The 19439-nt window shown below is 65.7% G+C and carries 16 protein-coding genes; 11 read left to right on the plus strand and 5 right to left on the minus strand.

Annotated features, from left to right (window positions below):
- Nucleotides 1–129 precede the first annotated feature (129 nt).
- From CLM73_RS26130 to CLM73_RS26150, 5 genes are all read left to right on the plus strand, one after another.
- Complete coding sequence (locus tag CLM73_RS26130) at nt 130–1455, plus strand: NAD(P)/FAD-dependent oxidoreductase (RefSeq protein ID WP_105240911.1); 1326 nt, start codon at nt 130–132, stop codon at nt 1453–1455.
- Between the two features lie 45 nt (nt 1456–1500).
- Nucleotides 1501–2523 carry a dipeptidase gene (locus tag CLM73_RS26135; RefSeq protein WP_105240912.1) on the plus strand — a complete coding sequence of 341 codons (1023 nt, stop codon included), beginning with the start codon at nt 1501–1503 and terminating at the stop codon, nt 2521–2523.
- A gap of 17 nt (nt 2524–2540) precedes the next feature.
- A complete protein-coding gene (locus CLM73_RS26140; RefSeq protein WP_234015760.1) occupies nt 2541–3545 on the plus strand; it encodes a tripartite tricarboxylate transporter substrate binding protein in 1005 nt (334 codons plus the stop codon).
- A 120-nt stretch (nt 3546–3665) separates the two neighbouring features.
- Nucleotides 3666–4676: a Bug family tripartite tricarboxylate transporter substrate binding protein gene (locus CLM73_RS26145; protein WP_105240913.1), complete on the plus strand. Its 1011-nt coding sequence runs from the start codon at nt 3666–3668 to the stop codon at nt 4674–4676.
- A gap of 52 nt (nt 4677–4728) precedes the next feature.
- Nucleotides 4729–6492, plus strand: coding sequence for a gamma-glutamyltransferase family protein (locus tag CLM73_RS26150; RefSeq protein ID WP_105240914.1), 1764 nt, complete (start codon nt 4729–4731; stop codon nt 6490–6492).
- 33 nt (nt 6493–6525) lie between these two features.
- Here the strand turns inward: CLM73_RS26150 and CLM73_RS26155 are convergent, their stop codons facing one another.
- From CLM73_RS26155 to CLM73_RS26175, 5 genes are all read right to left on the minus strand, one after another.
- A complete protein-coding gene (locus CLM73_RS26155; RefSeq protein WP_105240915.1) occupies nt 6526–7542 on the minus strand; it encodes a Bug family tripartite tricarboxylate transporter substrate binding protein in 1017 nt (338 codons plus the stop codon).
- 153 nt (nt 7543–7695) lie between these two features.
- Nucleotides 7696–8436, minus strand: a complete 741-nt coding sequence (locus CLM73_RS26160) for an amino acid ABC transporter ATP-binding protein (RefSeq protein ID WP_056559723.1) — start codon at nt 8434–8436, stop codon at nt 7696–7698.
- A 61-nt stretch (nt 8437–8497) separates the two neighbouring features.
- Nucleotides 8498–9598, minus strand: coding sequence for an amino acid ABC transporter permease (locus tag CLM73_RS26165; RefSeq protein ID WP_056559725.1), 1101 nt, complete (start codon nt 9596–9598; stop codon nt 8498–8500).
- 1 nt (nt 9599) lies between these two features.
- Nucleotides 9600–10790, minus strand: coding sequence for an amino acid ABC transporter permease (locus CLM73_RS26170; protein WP_105240916.1), 1191 nt, complete (start codon nt 10788–10790; stop codon nt 9600–9602).
- Nucleotides 10791–10958: 168 nt separating this feature from the next.
- Entirely contained in the window at nt 10959–11975 is a 1017-nt protein-coding gene (locus CLM73_RS26175) for an amino acid ABC transporter substrate-binding protein (RefSeq protein ID WP_105240917.1), read from the minus strand.
- Nucleotides 11976–12268: 293 nt separating this feature from the next.
- Between CLM73_RS26175 and CLM73_RS26180 the strand changes: the two genes are divergently transcribed.
- The 6 genes from CLM73_RS26180 to cheD all read left to right on the plus strand — a co-directional run bounded on the left by CLM73_RS26180 (nt 12269) and on the right by cheD (nt 19402).
- Entirely contained in the window at nt 12269–13039 is a 771-nt protein-coding gene (locus CLM73_RS26180) for a cell division ATP-binding protein FtsE (RefSeq protein ID WP_105240918.1), read from the plus strand.
- Nucleotides 13036–13944, plus strand: a complete 909-nt coding sequence (locus tag CLM73_RS26185) for a cell division protein FtsX (protein ID WP_105240919.1) — start codon at nt 13036–13038, stop codon at nt 13942–13944. The genes CLM73_RS26180 and CLM73_RS26185 overlap by 4 nt, the downstream gene beginning before the upstream one ends.
- Nucleotides 13945–14082: 138 nt before the next feature.
- Nucleotides 14083–14595, plus strand: a complete 513-nt coding sequence (locus CLM73_RS26190) for a sigma-70 family RNA polymerase sigma factor (protein WP_199778210.1) — start codon at nt 14083–14085, stop codon at nt 14593–14595.
- Between the two features lie 4 nt (nt 14596–14599).
- Nucleotides 14600–15613: a FecR domain-containing protein gene (locus tag CLM73_RS26195; RefSeq protein ID WP_105240920.1), complete on the plus strand. Its 1014-nt coding sequence runs from the start codon at nt 14600–14602 to the stop codon at nt 15611–15613.
- Between the two features lie 104 nt (nt 15614–15717).
- Nucleotides 15718–18246, plus strand: a complete 2529-nt coding sequence (locus CLM73_RS26200) for a TonB-dependent siderophore receptor (RefSeq protein ID WP_105240921.1) — start codon at nt 15718–15720, stop codon at nt 18244–18246.
- 352 nt (nt 18247–18598) lie between these two features.
- On the plus strand, nt 18599–19402 hold the full coding sequence (cheD, locus tag CLM73_RS26205) for a chemoreceptor glutamine deamidase CheD (protein WP_105240922.1): 804 nt from the start codon (nt 18599–18601) through the stop codon (nt 19400–19402).
- The last annotated feature ends 37 nt before the right edge of the window (nt 19403–19439 follow it).

The following is a 19439-nucleotide window of genomic DNA, read 5'->3' on the forward strand; positions in this document are numbered from 1 at the left end:
CGCAAAGTCAGGCTGCCTAGGGAAACCCTTACGTTGTGGCCGGGCCCGGCGAGCAGTATAAAAATACTCGGCGTTATCGATATACGTAGATTGTTATCGAATAGCGATATTTAATCAATCCGGGTCTACATGCAACTGCATCCGCCTCAAACGCCGGCGCCATCCGCCGCTCCCGCCTCAACTTCCGCGACGGCCCCGGCGCTACCAGCCTCGGTCGACGTCGCCATTGTTGGCGGGGGCATCATCGGCATCAGCGCGGCTTATTCCCTCGCGCGCGCCGGACTGCGGGTTGCCGTGTTCGAGAAAGGCACGCTGGCCTGCGAACAGTCGTCGCGCAATTGGGGCTGGGTGCGCACGCTGGGCCGCGATCTGCCGGAAGTGCCGCTGGCTCAGCGCGCCAACCGGCTGTGGGCAGAGATCCAGGAAAAGGTGGACGTGGGATTCCGCCGAAGCGGCATCTTCTACCTGCAGGAAAACGACGCGGACGCGGCCGGCCATCAGGCGTGGCTGGACGGGGCGCGCGCGCATGGCGTGGATGCGCGCCTGCTGGATCGCCGCACGGTGCAGGACATGCTGCCGTCGACCGGACGCGCCTGGACGGGCGCCATGTACAGCCCGACGGACGGGGTCGCCGAACCGCAGCTGGCGACGCGCGGCATCGCCTCGCTGGCGCGCGCCGCGGGCGCGCACATCTTTGAGCAATGCGCCGTGCGTGGCGTGGAGCGCAGCGCGGGCCGCGTCAGCGCCTTGATCACGGAGCGCGGCCGCGTTGCCACGCAGTCGGTGCTGGTGGCGGCCGGCGCCTGGTCGCGGCTCTTCTGCGGCAATCTGGGCGCCGACTTTCCCCAGTTGAAGGTGCGCGGTTCCGTGCTGCGCACGACGCCGCTCGACGCGGGGCCGCAGGCGGCGATCAATGGCAAGGACTTCACCTGCCGCAGGCGCGCAGATGGCGGCTATTCGGTGTCGCAGTTCGGCGCGTCGATGGCCGATGTGGTGCCCGACACCTTCCGCCTGATGCCGCATTTCTTCAACGCGTGGCGGGCCAACAGCAGCTTCGTGCGGCTGCGTTTCGGCAAGCGCTTCTTCGAGGAACTGAAGATCCCGACCCATTTCCCGGCCGACCGCGAATCGCCTTTCGAACGGCATCGCGTGCTGGATCCGTCGCCGTCCAGTCGCGGTGTGGCGCAAGCCTGGCGCAGGCTGGTGCACGCCTTTCCCGCATTCCGCGAAGCGCGCATCGCGCAGTCCTGGGCCGGCTACATCGATGTCACGCCCGACGCGATGCCTGTCATGGATGCGGTGCCCGGCCTGCCCGGGCTCTACCTTGCTTCCGGTTTCTCGGGCCACGGTTTCGGCATCGGCCCGGCGGCGGGCGAGGTGATGGCGCAGTTGATCCAGGGCGACACGCCCGCCATCGACCTGCATCCGTTCCGCTACGGCCGCTACGGGACCTGACGGACACGCATTGAAAACATTCATACAACCAAGGGGAGTTCTTTAATGGATAGCCACAGCGCCGACCTGCATCGCCGCGCCACCGTCGTCGACGGTCTGGTTTTCTTCAGCGACGGCAGCACCCGCGACATGCTGGCCGGCGGCGTCAGCGCCATCAACGTCACGGTCAGCGACATGGGCGCGGACTTCGAGCAGGCGCTGCGCGACTGCATGACCTGGCGCCAACGCTGCGCCGCGCCGGACTCGTCCTGGCTGCTGGTGGAAACGGCCGAGGACATCGCGCGCGCCAAGCAGACGGGCAAGCTGGGCCTCATCATGGGCTGGCAGAACGGCAAACCCCTGGGCGATCAGATCGACCGCGTCGCCTTGTTCCATGAATTGGGCATGCGCGTCATTCAGCTGACCTATAACGAGGCCAATCTGCTGGGCGACGGTTGCCTGGAAAAGCGCAACGCCGGCCTGAGCGACCTGGGCGTGAAGATGGTGGCGGAGATGAACCGCGTGGGCATCGCCATCGACCTCAGCCACTGCGCGCCGCAGACCTGCCTGGACGCCGCACGGCACAGCAGCAAACCCGTGCTGCTGACCCACGCCAACGCCAACGCCGTGATCACCCGGCCGCGCAACAAGTCGGACGACGTCATCAAGGCGGTCGCCGCGACGGGCGGCGTCGTCGGATGCAGCATCCATGCCTACCTGAGCTGGCGCGGCGATCCCCGCCAGCAGCCGCTGCTGTCGGACTTCGTCGCCAACGTGAAGTACATCGGCGAACTGGTCGGCTACGAACACGTGGGCATCGGCACCGATTTTCCGTCGGTCGACACCTACGAGGCCGTGCGCCATGTGATGGTGATGTCGCGCACCAAGTACGCGAAATCGGGCGGCGACTTCTCCGATGCCTTTGGCGACGTGATGGAAGCGCGCTACCCCGTCGAAACGCCGACGCCGGCGCAATTTCCCGCGTTTACCCACGCGCTGCATGCAGCCGGCCTGACGGACAGCCAGATCCTGGGCGTGCTTGGCGAAAACTTCCAGCGCGCGTTCGCGCAGGCCTGGGCCACCGCCTGATTCGAATGGAGAACATCATGACCCTGCGTCTGCACCGCACCCTTACCGCCGCGTTCGCTTGCGTGGCCCGCGCGCCGCGCGCCCTTGCGCTTGCCGGTGCTGCCCTCGCGGCGCCCCTGGCCACGGCCGCGCCCTTCCCCGCCCAGCCGATTCACATCATCGTGCCCTATCAGGCAGGCGGCTCCACCGACACCGTGATCCGCAAATTTGCCGAACTAGCCGCGCCCGAACTGGGACAGGCCATCGTCATCGAGAACCGCGGGGGAGCCGGCGCAACCATGGGCGCACGCGCCATCAAGACCGCGCGCCCCGATGGCTACACGCTGGCCGTCCTGCCCAGCCCGGTCTATCGCATGCCGCACATCCAGGATATGGGCTACGACCCGACACGCGACTTCACCTACGTCATGATGCTCAGCGGCTACACATTGGGCGTGGCGGTGCCCGCCGGCTCGCCGCACAAGACGTGGGCAGATTTCATCCGCTATGCGAAACAGCATCCGAACGAAGTCACCTACGGTACAGCCAGCGTCGGCAGCGCATCCAACGTGATGATGGAAGAGATCGCCGGACGCAACGGCGTGACCTGGCGCCACATTCCGTACAAAGGCGAATCCGAAGTGCTGACCGCGGTGATGGGCGGGCAGGTGACGGCTTACGCCGGTTCGACGACCGTGCAGCCGCAGGTGCAGTCGGGAAAGATGCGCATGCTGGTGACCTGGGGCGAACAGCGCAGCGCGCAGTACCCGGACACGCCCACGCTGCATGAAATTGACGGCACGCCGCCCGCCAACGCGCCGTTCGGCATCGCCGGTCCGAAGGACATGCCGCCCGCCGTCGTCGCCAAGCTGCATGCCATCTTCAAGCAGGTGGCCGAATCCGATGCCTTCAAGCAGATCCTGACGCAATACGGCCAGGAACTGGTCTACCTGGACGGCAAGGACTACGCCGCCTATGCCGCGCAGCAGTACGCGCTGGAAGCGGAAATCGTGCGCAAGCTGGGGCTGGCCGCGAACAAGTAGACCGGCACGTTCCGGCTGCGCCGCCGCAGCCGGAACGCCACGCATCGAGGCGGCGCGGGATCCGACAACGGCCGAGGTCTGCGAAGGTATCGGTCAGCAAGAAGCGTCCAGGAGTCATCCATGATCATTCGAGCACTCGCCACACGTCCCGCGCGCCGCCGCGCCCTCGCTGCCTTGTGCGGCCTTGCCGGCCTGCTGGCCGCCGCACTGCCCGTTGCGGCGTCGGCCCAGGCATGGCCCGCCAAGCCGATACGCATGATCGTCGGCTACCCGCCGGGCGGTGGCACGGACACGGTGGCGCGCATGCTGGCGCAGCAACTCAGCCTGGAGATCAAGCAGCCCGTCGTGGTCGAGAACCGCGCCGGGGCCAGCGGCACCATCGCAACCCAGCAGGTCGTGCGGGCCGAGCCCGATGGCTACACCGTGCTGTTCGCCACGGCGTCGCCGCTGACCGGGGCCCCGCTCACGGTCAAGGACCTGCAATACGATCCCATGAACGACCTGATCCCGGTCACCCTGGTCGGCGGCGGCCCCTTCATTCTGGTCGCGAACCCGGCCTTTCCGCCGAACACGCTGCCTGAACTGGTGGCGTACGCGCGCAGCCGTCCCGGCGAGGTCAATTACGCGTCGCCGGGCATCATGACCGCCAATTTCTTTTTCTCCGAGCAGCTGAACATGGATGCCGGGATCAAGACCATGCACGTCCCCTACCGCGGCAGCGCCGCGCTGCTCAACGACGTTATCGCCGGCCAGGTGCAATACACGCTGGACACGCCGGGCACCACGCTGACCTTCATCCGCAACGGCAAGCTGAAGGCGCTGGCGATCTTCAGCGAAAAACGCCTGGATCGGGCGCCCGAGATTCCCACCGCCAAGGAAGCCGGCTATCCAAACCTGGTTGGCGGTTCCTGGTACGGCCTGCTGGTGCCCAAGGGCACCCCGCCGCAGATCGTCGACGGTCTGTACAAGGCCACGAAATCCGCCTTGTCCAGCGCAGAAGTGCGCACCGCCATGGAAGGACGCGACGTGATGGTGCAAGGCACCTCACCCGACGAATTCAGCCGCTTTCTGCACGCCGAGTTCAAGCGCTGGCAGGACGTGACGCAAAAGCTGGGCATCTCCCCGCAATGACCGATTGAACCCGCGCAGGCACGCAAGCCCCCTCTTCCGACCGGAGTCTTCGATGTCCAATCCTCCCTACGCCCCGGACCTGACCGCGGGAAGCGCCCCCACCTCGATGCGCCCCGCGCTCGCCGGCGTCAATCACATGATCTCGGCCGGCCACTATCTGGCCACGCAGGCCGGCATGGACATCCTGCAGGCCGGCGGCAACGCCGTCGACGCGGGCGTGGCGGCGGGCATCGCGTTGGGCGTGGTCCAGAGCGACATCGTCAACTTCGGCGGCGTCGCCCCCATCCTCGTCTACCAGGCCAAGGCGCAAAAGGTGTGGAGCATTTCCGGGCTTGGCTACTGGCCGCAGGCGGCGCGGCTGGAGACGTTTCTGGACAAGCACGGCGGCACGATCCCGGCGGGCGTGCTGCGCACCGTCATTCCGGCGGCGCCCGACGCATGGATCACGGCGCTGGAACGGTTCGGCACCATGAGTTTCGGCGAGGTCGCGGCCGGGGCCATCCGGCTGGCGCGCGACGGCTTCGTCATGTATCCGCTGATGGCCGAAGTGCTGGCTGAAAACCAGAAGAACTACGCGCGGTGGACATCCAGCGCGGCCATCTATCTGCCGGGCGGCAAGCCGCCCGAGGCGGGATCGCTATTCCGTCAGGCCGACCTGGCGCGCAGCATCCAGTACATGGCGGACGAAGAGCGCGCACATCCCGGGAACAGCCGCGTGGCGGGCCTGGCCGCCGCGCGCCGCGCGTTCTACGAAGGCGACATTGCCGCCGCGATCGTCAAGTATCACCGCGAGGAAGGCGGGCTGATCACCCACGAGGACTTGCGCGGTTTTTCTGTGGAGGTCGAGCGGGCGCTGTCCACCGAGTTCAACGGCACGCAGGTGCATAGCTGCGGCTTCTGGTGCCAGGGCCCCTCGCTGCTACAGATGCTGAACATCCTGGAGCCGTGCGACTTGCGCGCGCTGGGCCACAACTCCGCCCCCTATGTGCATCTGCTGACCGAAGCCATCAAACTGGCCTTCGCCGACCGCGAGGTGCATTACGCCGATCCGCGCCATGCGCAGGTGCCGCAAGCGGCGCTGCTGTCCAAGGACTATGCGCGCGAAAGGCTGGCCATGATCGCCATGGATCGCGCAGGTCCGGACATGCCGCCGGCGGGCCGGCTTCCCCACGCGCGGGACATCGACCTGCGCGAGGCCGGGCCCGATGACATGGCGCGCACGGATCCACGCCTGGATACGTCTTATGTGGCGGTCGTCGACAGGGACGGCAACGCGTTTTCGGCAACGCCCAGCGATGGCTCCTACAACGTGCCCGTCATTCCTGGCACCGGCATCTGCGCGTCGGGACGCGGCAGCCAATCCTGGGCCGAGGCCGGCCATCCCTGCGCCATCGGACCGGGCCGCAGGCCAAGGTTGACGCCCAACCCCTCGCTGGCCATCCGGCCCGGCCAGTACGTCATGCCTTTCGGTACGCCAGGCGGCGACGTGCAGTGCCAGGCCATGCTGCAGACGTTCCTGAACATGGAGGTGTTCGGCATGGACGTGCAGCAGGCGGTCGAGGCACCGCGCTTTGCCAGCTTCAGCTTTCCGTCGTCGTTCGAGCCGCACAATGCGATGCCGGGCCGGCTGATGATCGAAGACCTGATTGCGCGCGGCGCGGGCGACGCGCTTGCCGCGCTAGGCCACACCGTGAAGTGGTGGAACGGCCATAGCTGGCGGGCCGGCGCCGTCTGCATGGTCCGGCACGATCTCAACACCGGCGTGCGCTGGGGTGGCGCGGACCCGCGCCGCCCCGCTTACGCGATGGGCTGGTAGGCATCCTATTAAAGATGCCCATTGCCCGCGCCATCAATTCAGGCTGGCGCCCGAGATCTTCACGATCTCCTGATACTTCGCCATCTCGGCCTTCACGAACTCGGCAAACGCCTCCGGCGTCATCGAGCCCGCCTCGGAACCCATGGTCAGCAGACGCTGCTTCACGTCGGGTTGCGCCATCGCATCGGCATATGCCTTGTTCAGCTTGGCCACCACCGGCGCCGGCGTGCCACCCGTCGTGAACACGCCAAACCACGTGCCCAGGTCAAAGCCCTTCACGCCCGATTCTTCAACCGTCGGAACATCAGCCAGCAACGACGAACGCTGCGCCGTCGTCACCGCCAGCGCCTTCACCTTGCCGTCCTTGATCAGCGGCGCCGACGCCGCCAGGTTGTCGAACATGAAATCCGACTGGCCCGACAGCAGCGCCAATTGCGCCGGCGCCGCGCCCTGGTAGGGGATGTGCTCGACGCTGATTCCCGCGCGCGCCTTCAGCAGCTCGCCCGACAGATGGCCCGCGCTGCCGTTGCCGCCCGAACCATAGTTCAGCTTGCCCGGATTCTTCTTGGCGTAATCGATCAGGTCCGCCAGCTTCTCGATCTTGTTCTTCTGCGCGAACTCCACGTTCATCACCAGGACGTTCGGCACCGCCGCCACGATCGTCACCGGCGCGAAATCCTTGACCGGGTCGTACGGCAGGTTGGCGAACAGCCACGGATTGATCGCGTGCGTGGCCACCGCGCCCATCACCAGCGTGTAGCCGTCAGGCTGAGCCTTGGCCACCAGGTCCGCGCCGATGTTGCCGCCCGCACCCGACCGGTTTTCCACGATCACCGGCTGACCCAGCGAGCCGCGCACCTTCTCGGCCAGCATGCGCGCCATCGTGTCCAGCGGGCCACCGGGCGGGTAAGGCACCACGAAGCGGATCGGCTTCGACGGGAAATCGGCAGCCTGGGCCAACGCCGGGGCGCTGAAAGGCAGGGTCGCGGCCAGCGCCACGGCGCCTTGCAACAGGGCGCGGCGCACGGCGCTGCGGGGGGTATTCGACATGGTGTGTTCTCCTCACTCCGGATCAATGGCGGTCAGTAGCATACCCCACCGGCGTGACGGAGGTAACAAAGGGCTACCGGCAAGAACGCCCGGAATTCCCGCGATTACCCGGCATCCGCCAATGAAAAAACCGCCCGAAGGCGGTTTGGCGGATCAGTGCAGGATCTGGCTCAGGAAGAGCTTGGTCCGTTCGTTCTGCGGGTTGTCGAAGAACTCGTCCGGGTTGTTCTGTTCGATGATTTCGCCGCGGTCCATGAAGATCACGCGGTTGGCGACCTTGCGCGCAAAACCCATTTCGTGCGTCACGCAGATCATCGTCATGCCGCTTTCCTGGGCCAGGCTGACCATCACGTCCAGCACTTCCTTCACCATTTCCGGATCCAGCGCCGAGGTCGGCTCATCGAACAGCATGATCTTGGGATTCATGCACAGCGACCGCGCGATGGCAACGCGCTGCTGCTGGCCGCCCGACAACTGGCCGGGAAACTTCTTGGCCTGCTCCGGAATGCGCACGCGCTCAAGGTACTTCATTGCGGTGGCCTCGGCTTCCGCGCGCGGCTTCTTCAGCACCCACATGGGGCCCAGCGTCAGGTTTTCCAGCACCGTCAGGTGCGGGAAAAGATTGAAGTGCTGGAACACCATGCCCACGTCCTTGCGGATGGTCTCGATGTGCTTCAGGTCATTGGTGAGCTCCGTACCGTCCACGATGATGTGGCCCTTCTGGTGCTCTTCAAGGCGGTTGATGCAGCGGATCATCGTGGACTTGCCCGAACCCGAGGGTCCGCACACCACGATGCGCTCGCCTGGCGCGACGTCCAGGTTGATGTTGCGCAACACGTGGAACTGGCCGTACCACTTGTTCACGTCCTGCAAACGAATAATGGCATCCGACATGCCTGTACTCCCGTAAGTATCGCTTTGCGCGCCCGCCTTGCAGCGGACGCGCGGCAAATTGCTAGCGTGCGTGACCCGTGGCCAGGCGTTTTTCCAGCGCCTGGCTGTATTTGGACATGGAGAAGCAGAAGACGAAGTAGATCAGCGAAATGAACAGGTACGCCTCCACCCCGAATCCGCGCCATGCCGCGTCGGACAAGGCTGCCTTGGCCGCCAGCGTCAGGTCGAAGATACCGATGATCACCACCAGCGACGTGTCCTTGAACAGCGCGATGAAAATGCTGACCAGCGGCGGAATTACGATCTTGAGCGCCTGCGGCAGGATGATCTTGCGCATCTGCTGCCAGTAGTTCAGGCCCAGCGAATCCGCGCCTTCGTACTGCCCCTTCGGGATGGCCTGCAGGCCGCCGCGCACCGTTTCCGCGATGTAGGCCGCCGCGAACATGATGATGGCGATCTGCGCGCGCAGGAGCTTGTCGATCGAAAAGCCTTCCGGCAGGAACAGCGGCAGCATCACCGACGACATGAACAGCAGGCTGATGAGCGGCACGCCGCGGATCAGCTCGATGTACACGACGCACAGCGCCTTGATGGCCGGCATCTTCGAGCGCCGGCCCAGGGCCAGCAGCACGCCGATCGGGAACGCGAAGGCGATGCCGAACGTGGACAGGATGAGCGTCAGCGGCAGACCGCCCCAACGCGCGTTTTCCACGTAGGTCAGGCCGAACACGCCGCCCCACATCAGCAGCGCCACGGCCGTCAGGCCCACGGTCCAGATGACGGCCAGCTTCCAGTTCCAGAAGCGGCGGATGCCGCTGCAGACGATCACCGCCACCAGGATGACCGTGGCGATCAGCGGCCGCCATTGCTCATCGTAGGGATAGGTGCCGAACAGGATCAGCCGGTGCTTTTCAATGATGAACGCCCAGCAGGCGCCGCCGGCTGCGCGGCACTCCTGTGCATTGGCCGCGTCAAAGCTTGCCTTGATGAAGGCCCACTCGACCAGCGCCGGGATGGACATCAACAGGAACCACGCCAGCAGCACCGTGATGAGGATGTTCAGCGGCGACGAAAACAGGCGCGTTTTGAGCCACGCCCACGGCCCCGTCTGATTGCTGGGCGGCGGCAGGGCCTCGCTGGGGGTATGCGTAGTGCTGCTCATATCAACGCTCCACCAGCGCGATGCGCTTGTTGTACCAGTTCATGAAGATCGAGATCGACAGGCTGACCGTGAGATACGCGCCCATGATGATGAGAATGCCCTCGATGGCCTGGCCCGTCTGGTTCAACGTCGTGTTCACCACCGACACGATGTCGGGGTAGCCGATGGCCACGGCCAGCGAGCTGTTCTTGGTCAGGTTCAGGTACTGGCTGGTCATCGGGGGGATGATCACGCGCAGTGCTTGCGGCAGGATCACCAGGCGCAGCACCTTGGCGCGCGGCAGGCCCAGCGAGCCGGCGGCTTCCCATTGGCCGTTGTTGACCGCCTGGATGCCCGAGCGCACCACCTCGGCGATGAACGCCGACGTGTAGATCACCAGGCCGGCCAGCAGCGCGGCGAATTCCGGCGACAGCGTGAGACCGCCTGCAAAGTTGAAGCCCTTGAGCTCCGGCATGTTCAGCGTCAGCGATGCACCGCTGACCAGCCAGCCGATGAACGGCAGACCGATCAACAAGCCAATGGCCCAGCGGCCCAGCGGGAACATGTGGCCGGTGGCCTCGTGGCGTTTCTTGCCGTAATGGCCCAGGATGATGATCGCGACGATCGCCAGGCCAAGTCCGCCGAGCATCCAGTCGAACGAGTTGCCTTCCAGCGACGGGACCTTGAGGCCGCGGTTGGAAATGAACACGCCCGGCAGCGGATTGTGCGCCTGGCGCGGACCCGGCATGTTTTCGGTGATCAGCGCATACCAAAAGAACAGCTGCAGCAGCAGCGGCACGTTGCGCATCACCTCGACATACACAGAGGTGATCTTGGCCACGAGCCAGTTCTTGGACAGGCGGCCGATGCCGATGAGCGTGCCGAGAATGGTCGCCAGCACGATGCCGAGGACGGCCACGCGCAGCGTGTTGAGCAGGCCGACCACGATGGCGCGGCCGTAGGTGTCTGAGGGGGAATAGGCGACGGCGGTTTCGCCGATGGCGAATCCGGCCTCGCGGTTCAGGAAGCCGAAGCCCGTGGCGATGTTGCGCACGGACAGGTTGTGGAGCGTGTTTGAAACCAGGAACCACACGGCCCAGGCTACCGCGGTCAGCGCAATCACCTGGTAGACCACGGAGCGTACGCCGGGATCGTTCCAGTTCAGACGCCGGGGGGGTGCCGAAATCGGGGCGTTTTTGTTGGGAGTCATCATGATGAATCTACAGAAGTCGGACACCGGGTGGCATGCCGGAAAAGCCGCGCCACCCACTTCTGCCGCCCGCCCGAAGGCGGGTTAGGGCCTGTCCAGAATACACGTCCTGTGCAGACAGGCCCTAGGCATGACGGAGAGCCGTGCTCCGCCATGCCAGGCAGCCGCGCGTTAGCGCACCGGCCAGCCGTACATCAAGCCACCTTGCTTGTACGAAGCGTTCAAGCCGCGCTCCAGCTTCATCGCGCTGTTCTTGCCCAGCGTGGATTCGAAGCTTTCACCGTAGTTGCCCACGCTCTTGATGATGTTGTAGGCCCACTTGTCGTCCACGCCCAGGTTCTTGCCCATGCCCGGGGTCACGCCCAGGATGCGCTGGATGTTGGGGTTGGGGCTCTTGGTCATTTCATCGACGTTGGCCTTGGTGATGCCGTATTCCTCGGCTTCCAGCATGGCGTTCAGCGACCAGCGCACGATGTTGAACCATTGCTCGTCGCCCTGGCGGACCATCGGGCCCAGCGGCTCCTTGGAGAAGTCTTCCGGCAGGATGACGAACTTGTCCGGGTTCTCGAGGGTGGTGCGGGTCGAGGCGAGCTGCGACTTGTCGGTCGTGAAGGCGTCGCAACGGCCGGCCGAGAAGGCGCGGATGATTTCGTCGTACTTGTCGATCACGACCGGCTTGAATTCGATCTTCTGGCTGCGGAACCAGTCAGCGAGGTTCAGTTCGGTGGTGGTGCCCGGCTGCACGCAGATGGTGGCGCCGTTCAGTTCCTTTGCGCTCTTGACGTTCAGGTCCTTGGAGACCATGACGCCCTGGCTGTCGTAGTAGTTCACGCCCACGCCGATCAGGCCGAGCGTCGTGTCGCGCGTCAGCGTGACGGTGGTGTTGCGGGTCAGCACGTCGATTTCACCGGACTGCAGCGCGGTGAAGCGTTGCTGGGTGTTCAGCGGCGTGAACTTGACCTTGGAGGCGTCGCCAAACATGGTCGCGGCAATGGCGCGGCACATGTCCACGTCGATGCCCTTGTATTCGCCCTTGCTGTCGGCGATGGAGAAACCCGGGATGCCCGTCGAAACCCCACACTGGACAAACCCTTTCTTTTTGACGTTATCGAAGGTTGCGCCCGCGTTGGCAGCCGAGGATGCAGCAAACAAGGCAGCGCCAATGGCAGCGAGTTTCAGTACTTTCATCGTGATCTCCGTGTGGGATGAAGCGGAATCCAAAGCTAGGGCCGGGTTGGGCCCACGCATGGGGCGGATGGTAGCGTCCGCAAAGCACGCGGCGCATCCGGGAATTCCCTTGAAATATAGGGACACTGGATGAAATGAAACGCTGTTTTTGACTAAAAACAGGGACGCGCTTTCAGCTTTGCGAACATGCGTTTCAGCCGGCGGAATGAATCGGACCTTGGACACCCTCGCCAAGAGATGTAGGCCACCTTACTGTCCCCGAGTTACTATGGCGGCTTCATCTGACAGCCGCCATGATCGAATTCCAGCACGTATTCAAATCATATGGTCGCGGCCGCAATATCCTGGCCGACATCAACTTCCGCGTGAGCGCGGGAGAATTCGTTTTCGTATCGGGGCCGTCCGGCGCCGGCAAGTCCACCCTGCTCAAGCTGATCGGCGGGCTTGAACCCGCCAGCCGCGGTTCCATCCAGGTGAACGGCCAGCGTCTGGACAAGCTGCCCGCGCGCGCCCGGCCGTACCTGCGCCGCGCGGTGGGCGTCATCCTGCAGGACACGCACCTGCTGTTCGATCGAAGCGCGTTCGAAAACGTGATGCTGCCGCTGGCCGTGCAGGGCCACCCCTGGGATTCCGCCGCGTCGCGCGCCCGCGCCGCGCTGGACAAGGTCGGGCTGTCGGGCAAGGAAGACCTCAACCCCATCGAGCTCTCAGGCGGCGAACAGCAGCGCCTGGCGATCGCCCGCGCCATCGTCAATCGGCCCGCGATCCTGATCGCGGACGAACCCACCGCCAACCTCGACCACGACAACGCGCAACGCATCATGAACGTGTTCCGCGACTTCAACCGCGTCGGCGTCACCACGCTGATCGCCTCGCACGACCAGGAACTCATGGCCCGCTACGCCACCCGCACCCTGCGGATCGAGCCGGGCAAGTTCGCGGACTCCCACGGCCCCGCGACGCCGGGTGACGGCACGGCCGCCCATTCGGCGTCCGCCAGTCCCGCGCCGGCCCGCGCCAGCCGCACTGAGCCAGGCCTCGGCCATCCGGGAGAATCGGCATGAACGCCTGGCTGCGGCAACACCGCTACGCGCTGCTGGTCACCCTGCGCCGCCTGATCAAACAACCCTTCTCGTCGCTCGCCAACCTGCTGGTGATGGCGCTTGCGCTGGCGCTGCCGCTGTTGGGCAGCGCGATCCTGGTTTCGGTGCAACCGGTGGCGCGGGAAATGTCCGTCACGCCGGAAGTCACGGTCTACATGCGCGTGGACGCCCCGGCCGGTGCTGCCGCCGACGTCGCCAAGCGCATCAAGGACGACTACTCGCAAGAGGTGCGCGCCGTGCGTGTCGTGGGCCGCGAAACCGCCCTGGCCGACCTGCGCGCCAACCCCGCCTGGCAAGAGGCGCTGGCCGTGCTGCCGGGCAACCCGCTGCCCGACGCGGTCGTCGTCACGCTTGCAGACGGCGACAACCTGGCCGGACGCGCGGACACGCTGGCCTCGGCCTGGAAGCAATGGAACCATGTGGACCTGGTCCAACTGGACAGCGCGTGGGTCCAGCGGCTGGAAGCCATTCTGCGCTTTGCCCGGATCGGCCTGGGATTCCTGGCCGCGTGCGTGGCGGTCGTGGTGCTGGCCACCGTCTTCAACACCGTGCGCATGCAGGCGCTGTCGCAACGCGAGGAAATTGGCGTGGCGCGGCTGGTCGGCGCCACCGAATCCTTCGTGCGCCGTCCCTTCCTGTATCTGGGCGCGCTGTCCGGCGCGCTGGCTTCGTTGCTGGCGATTGGCGTGGCGTCCGTCGCGCTGTCGCCCCTGAACGAGGCGCTGCTGGGGCTGGCCCGCAGTTACGGCGCTGAGTTCGCCCTGCACCTGCCCGGCGCCTCCGTCCTGATCGGCGCGGTGATCGCGTCCGCCGCGCTTGGCGCGCTGTCCGCGCGCTGGTCGGTCACGCGCAGCACGCGGTTCTAGGCCGCTCCCTCGAGCGGTTTGACCGATGGTCCGGGCGCCTTGCCCGGACCCGCCTCGCGCTTTGCCCCGGGTCCAGCTGCGTGAATCTGTATAATGAGATCAATTCTCATTGCAACCAGACTCCGCTGTTTCGTCCTCATGCCAGCCCCGGATCCCGCCGCTACCGATGATTTGACCGGGCTGTATGTCGAGCACAGCACCTGGCTGCAAGGTTGGCTGCGACGGCGCGTAGGCGACACCTTCGCAGCCGCCGACCTGGCGCAGGACACGTTCCTCAGCCTGCTGGACCGCAAGACCGCGGCTTCCGAGATCCGGAAGCCGCGTCCGTTCCTGGCCACGATCGCCGGACGGCTGCTTGCACACCGGCACCGCCGGCAGCTGCTCGAAACGGCCTACCTCGAAGCACTGGCCTCCCTGCCCGAGGAAGTGTCGCCCTCGCCGGAGATGCGGCTGATGGCGATCGAGAGCCTGCAGCAGATCGACCGCGTGCTCGATGGCCTGCCTCCCAAGGTGCGCGAAGCCTTTCTTCTGGCGCACCTGTTCGAACTGAGCTACGCCGAGATCGCCGAGCGGCTGGGCGCCTCGACCAGTTCGGTCAAGCAGTACCTGACCCGGGCCAACCGCGAATGCATGTTCGCGCTGGCGTCCTGACGGCATGACCGCCCGCCGAGACACGCTGACGCTGCCGAGCGGCCAGGTCATCACCCGGGCCACCGCGGACGCGGCCGCGGACTGGCTCACCCTGCTGATGTCCGGAGAGGTTGGCGACGCGCAGCAACAGCAGTGGCGCCAATGGCGCCTGGCGCATGCCGACAATGAAGCGGCCTGGCAGCATGTCGAGGCCGTCACCGGGCGGATGAAATCATTGGAACCTGCGCCGGCTTACGCGGCCTTGTCGCCCTACAGCGCGAATGGCCGGCCGTCCCTCGCCGCCCGCCGGCGGGCCACCCGGCTGCTGCTGTGGGGCGGAATCGCCACCGGCATCGGACTGCTCGGGTCCCGCACCGGCGTCTGGCAGACCCGCACGGCCGACTATCGCAGCGGCACCGGTGAGCAGCGCAATCTCACGCTCGAGGATGGCACCCGGCTGACGCTCAACACGGACAGCGCGGTGAACCTGCGCTTCGACGACACCCAGCGCCGCATTCTGCTGGTCGCAGGCGAGATCATGATCGCCACGCGCCACGAGCCCGCATTGGCGGATCCCCGGCCGCTGCTGGTGGCCACCGCCGAAGGCACCATCCGCTCGCTGGGCACCCGATTCACCGTGCGGCAGCTAGCGGGATGGACCCATGTGACGGTTCAGGAAAGCGCGGTGGAGATTTCGCCCTCGGCAGGGTCTAGCAACGCGCGACGGCTGCACGCCGGCGAGCAGACCCGGTTCAGCCGCGACGCGGTCGAACCGCCGCAATCGGCCGATGCGCACGCGGACGCATGGGCGCGGGGGCAACTGGTGGCTGACGAGCAGCAGTTGGGGGAATTCCTGGCCGAAGTGGGCCGCTATCGGCCGGGCGTGCTGCGCGTCGACCCGCAGATCGCGGGGCTGCGCCTTTCCGGGGTCTTCCCGCTGGCCGACACCGATCGCATCCTGGCCACCCTGCCCAGCGTGCTGCCCGTGCGCGTGCAATGGCGCACCCGCTACTGGGCGACGGTCGTGCCGGCCGACTAGGGACGGCGAAAAATATTTTTCGCGGCGACTGCCCGATCTGCGTTTTCGCGGCACCTACCTCATGAGGGACCGGAATTTTCGGAGGTCCGATCACAAGGAAGAACATGCCGAACCAGTACCGCGCCCAGGATTCGAGGCGCCCACATCTATCTCCCATTGCCTTTGCCGTCCTGGCGCTGACCGTCGCGCTTGCAGCTGCCGCGCCGGCTTCCGTGCGTGCGCAGGACGCGGCCGGGGCGGCCAATGCCGCCTCGGCCGACTTCAACATCGCCGCCGGCCCGCTTGCGCCCGCCTTGCGACAGTTGGCCAGCACGGCCGGCATCATGCTGACCTTCACCGCCGAGCAGACCGACGGCAAGCACACCGCCGGCGTGCAGGGCCGCCAACCCGCCGCCAGCGCCCTGGCGCGATTGCTCGCCGGCACCGGCCTTCGGGCCGTGCGGCTGGACACGGGCGCGTTCGTGCTGCGTGTCGACGACACGCGTGCCTCCGCCGCGTCTGGCACCACCACGCTGCCCCTGGTCACGGTGACCGGCAGCGCCGCCGCCGACAGCACGACCGAAGGCACGGAGTCGTACACCACCGGCAGCATGAGCACGGCCACCCGGCTCAACCTGTCCATGCGCGAGACGCCGCAGTCGGTCACCGTCGTCACCCGCCAACGCATTCAGGATCAGAACCTGGCGACGGTCAACGACGTGGTGCAGACCGCCACGGGCCTGACCTTCCGGCGCTTTGGGCCGGAGCGCGCGTCCTTCTATTCGCGGGGTATGTACGTCGACAACATCATGTACGACGGCCTGCCCGTGGGCCTGGACAGCTCCAACCTGTCGCAGGATCTGCTGGCCACCGACATGGCCATCTACGACCGCGTGGAGATCGTGCGGGGCGCCACGGGCCTGGTGCAAGGCGCGGGCAACCCGTCGGCTGCCATCAACCTGGTCCGCAAGCGTCCGACCGCGGAGCCGCAAGTGTCCCTGACCGCGAGCGCGGGCAATTGGGACCGCTACCGGGCAGAGCTGGACGCTTCGGGTCCGCTGTCGGAGGACGGCAGCCTGCGCGGCCGCGCGGTGGTCGCCACGCAGGACTACGGCAGCTACAAACGCGGCGAAAGCAGCGACGGCCAGACGTTCTACGGGATCCTTGAAAAGGATCTGGGCGCCCACACCACGCTGACGCTCAGCGCCCTGCACCAGGAGAACCGGCTGCACGGCAACGGCTTCACCGGCCTGCCGGTAGGCCGCGACGGCAGCGATCTGGGATTGCCCCGGTCCACGTCCTACGCCAATGACTGGGAGCATTGGAACAAGACCACCAACTCCGCCTTCGCGGGGCTCGACCACCGGTTCGGCAACGGCTGGCGCATGCACCTGTCGGCCTATTACGCGCAGGCCGACGTCGACATGCAGGGCCACTACCTCAGCTACAGCGTCGCCACCGGCCGATACAGCCAGCTGGGCGCGCGCAATGCCCACAAGGAAAAGCAGAGCAGCGTCGACCTGTATGCCAACGGCCCCTTCGATCTGCTGGGCCGCACGCACGAACTGGTGCTGGGCGCCAGCTACCGCGATGTCGATTTCGACGGCAACAGCCGCCAGGGCCTGGTGCTCAATAACAATCTGGACCTCTACAACTTCGACCCGAGCGCCGTTCCCGATCCCCACATTCCGCTGCGGGACTGGATGGACGCCAAGATCAAACAGCAAAGCGTGTACGCCACGACGCGCCTGAGTCTGACCGACCGGCTCAAGCTGATCCTGGGCGGCCGGCTGGACTGGTTCGACTACAACGACACCGTCAACACCTACCCGAACTACCTGTCCAACACGCCGTCGGTCAGTGCGCACAATCGCTACCGCATCAACAGCCAACTGACCAAGTACGCCGGCGTGGTCTACGACCTGAATGACCAGCACTCGGTCTACGCCAGCTACACCGACATCTTCAAACCCCAGAACTACCTGGATGCCAGCAACAATCTGCTGGATCCGGTGATCGGCCAGAACTACGAAATCGGGATCAAGGGCGAATACTTCGGCGGTGCGCTGAACGCCTCGGCTGCGCTGTTCCGCATGGACCAGAAGAACCGTGCCTTCCGCAGCACCGACCAGAGCCAGTGCGCCGGCTACCCGACCGTCAGTTGCTATTCGGCGGCGGGAGAGGTGCGTAGCCAGGGTGTGGAGTTCGAGCTGCAGGGCGCCATCACGCCCAACTGGCAGGTCAGCGCCGGCTATACGGTGGCTATTGCGCGCTACCGCAAGGATGCGAATCCCGCCAACGTGGGCGCGCTCTTCGACACGGATACGCCGCGGCACCTGTTCAAGCTGTCGACCATGTACCGGCTGCCCGGCGTCATGCAGGGCTGGCGCGTCGGCGGATCGATCTATCGTCAGGATTCGATCTACAACCAGGGAACCACGAGCGGTGTGCCCTTCCGGATCGAACAGGGCGGCTACACCATCACGGACCTGGTGGTTGGCTGGCAGGCAACCCCGAAGCTGGATCTGCAACTGAACATCAACAACGTCTTCGACAAGCGGTACTACAACGCGCTGTCGGGCAGCGTCAGCTTCCCCAGCAACGTCTATGGCGACCCGCGCAACCTGATGCTGACCGCGCGCTACCAGCTCTGAGGCACGCCCGCTTACCCGGTGTTACATGGCGGGGGCCGCTCCCGCCCCCGGGTTGAGCGAGATCCGGCCTTTAAACCTCCGTTTGAACCCCCTTCATCCCCGTGATCCGGGGAAAGACCCCAAAACAGCCTGTGTAGGATGGGTGACTGCCATCCGCACGGGCTTTTTTGCCTGCGGGCGACAGGAGAAGTTCCAATAAACGACGCTTTGGTCGTGTTTACACAGTTTTCTCCCATTGACTGCCGGGATATGCAAGAATAAAGCGACATTTTTTTACATGTTTTGTCACAATTGCCGCTACTCCTTGTATTTCTAGTGTCTCAATCGCCGTTTTTGCCCAGATATCAGTCCAATGGCCGCTCTTGAAGCCCGCGCAACGCGTCACTACTACGACAGCGCGTTCCAATCTCAGGCAGTGAAAGTGCTCCCCAACGAGTACTACGTCACCAACGAGAACATGATGATCTCGACCGTGCTGGGATCCTGCGTGGCGGCTTGCATCCACGACCCGGTGACGGGCGTGGGCGGCATGAACCACTTCATGCTGCCCGAGGGCGACATGCAGTCGCCCGCGTCGGCCACCATGCGCTACGGCGCCTTTGCAATGGAAGTGCTGATCAACGAACTGCTCAAGGCAGGCGCCTCGCGCGACCGCCTGGAAGCCAAGGTGTTCGGCGGCGGCGCGGTGCTGGCGGCCATGCAGCAGATGAACATCGGCGAGCGCAACGGCGAGTTCGTCCTGAACTACCTCAAGACCGAAGGCATCCCCGTCAAGGCGCAGGATCTGGGCGACGTGCACGCGCGCCGCATCAATTACTTCCCGCGCGACGGCCGGGTGATGGTGCGCAAGATGGCGCCGCACCACCAGCGCGCCGAAGAGATCATCGCCAAGCGCGAACAAGAGGCGGCGCAAAGCGCGGCCGCCAAGACGGCCACGCCGCAACGGGTCGAGCGCTTTGCGCGGCCCGGCGTCGAGCGGTTTGATCGTCCGGGCGTGGAACGGCTGGATCGTCCCGGCGTCGATCGGCTGAACCGCCCGGGCGTCGAACGATTCGACCGCCCTGCCGCACGCCCCGGCGTGGAACGCTTCGACCGCCCTGCCCGTCCGGGCGTCGAGCGTTTTGACACCGGCGTGACCCGGCGCACCAAGGCCTAGACGGCCGGCACCGCGCCGTTCAGGCGCGACCTACAAT

Origin of the sequence: Achromobacter spanius (assembly GCF_002966795.1) — a bacterium.
GTDB lineage: Bacteria > Pseudomonadota > Gammaproteobacteria > Burkholderiales > Burkholderiaceae_B > Achromobacter > Achromobacter spanius_D.

What these genes read in the sequence shown, in the direction of transcription:
- CLM73_RS26130 (WP_105240911.1), top strand. Translation starts at nt 130, where the DNA reads ATGCAACTGCATCCGCCTCAAACGCCGGCGCCATCCGCCGCTCCCGCC.
- CLM73_RS26135 (WP_105240912.1), top strand. Translation starts at nt 1,501, where the DNA reads ATGGATAGCCACAGCGCCGACCTGCATCGCCGCGCCACCGTCGTCGAC.
- CLM73_RS26140 (WP_234015760.1), top strand. Translation starts at nt 2,541, where the DNA reads ATGACCCTGCGTCTGCACCGCACCCTTACCGCCGCGTTCGCTTGCGTG.
- CLM73_RS26145 (WP_105240913.1), top strand. Translation starts at nt 3,666, where the DNA reads ATGATCATTCGAGCACTCGCCACACGTCCCGCGCGCCGCCGCGCCCTC.
- CLM73_RS26150 (WP_105240914.1), top strand. Translation starts at nt 4,729, where the DNA reads ATGTCCAATCCTCCCTACGCCCCGGACCTGACCGCGGGAAGCGCCCCC.
- CLM73_RS26155 (WP_105240915.1), bottom strand. Translation starts at nt 7,542, where the DNA reads ATGTCGAATACCCCCCGCAGCGCCGTGCGCCGCGCCCTGTTGCAAGGC.
- CLM73_RS26160 (WP_056559723.1), bottom strand. Translation starts at nt 8,436, where the DNA reads ATGTCGGATGCCATTATTCGTTTGCAGGACGTGAACAAGTGGTACGGC.
- CLM73_RS26165 (WP_056559725.1), bottom strand. Translation starts at nt 9,598, where the DNA reads ATGAGCAGCACTACGCATACCCCCAGCGAGGCCCTGCCGCCGCCCAGC.
- CLM73_RS26170 (WP_105240916.1), bottom strand. Translation starts at nt 10,790, where the DNA reads ATGATGACTCCCAACAAAAACGCCCCGATTTCGGCACCCCCCCGGCGT.
- CLM73_RS26175 (WP_105240917.1), bottom strand. Translation starts at nt 11,975, where the DNA reads ATGAAAGTACTGAAACTCGCTGCCATTGGCGCTGCCTTGTTTGCTGCA.
- CLM73_RS26180 (WP_105240918.1), top strand. Translation starts at nt 12,269, where the DNA reads ATGATCGAATTCCAGCACGTATTCAAATCATATGGTCGCGGCCGCAAT.
- CLM73_RS26185 (WP_105240919.1), top strand. Translation starts at nt 13,036, where the DNA reads ATGAACGCCTGGCTGCGGCAACACCGCTACGCGCTGCTGGTCACCCTG.
- CLM73_RS26190 (WP_199778210.1), top strand. Translation starts at nt 14,083, where the DNA reads ATGCCAGCCCCGGATCCCGCCGCTACCGATGATTTGACCGGGCTGTAT.
- CLM73_RS26195 (WP_105240920.1), top strand. Translation starts at nt 14,600, where the DNA reads ATGACCGCCCGCCGAGACACGCTGACGCTGCCGAGCGGCCAGGTCATC.
- CLM73_RS26200 (WP_105240921.1), top strand. Translation starts at nt 15,718, where the DNA reads ATGCCGAACCAGTACCGCGCCCAGGATTCGAGGCGCCCACATCTATCT.
- cheD (WP_105240922.1), top strand. Translation starts at nt 18,599, where the DNA reads ATGGCCGCTCTTGAAGCCCGCGCAACGCGTCACTACTACGACAGCGCG.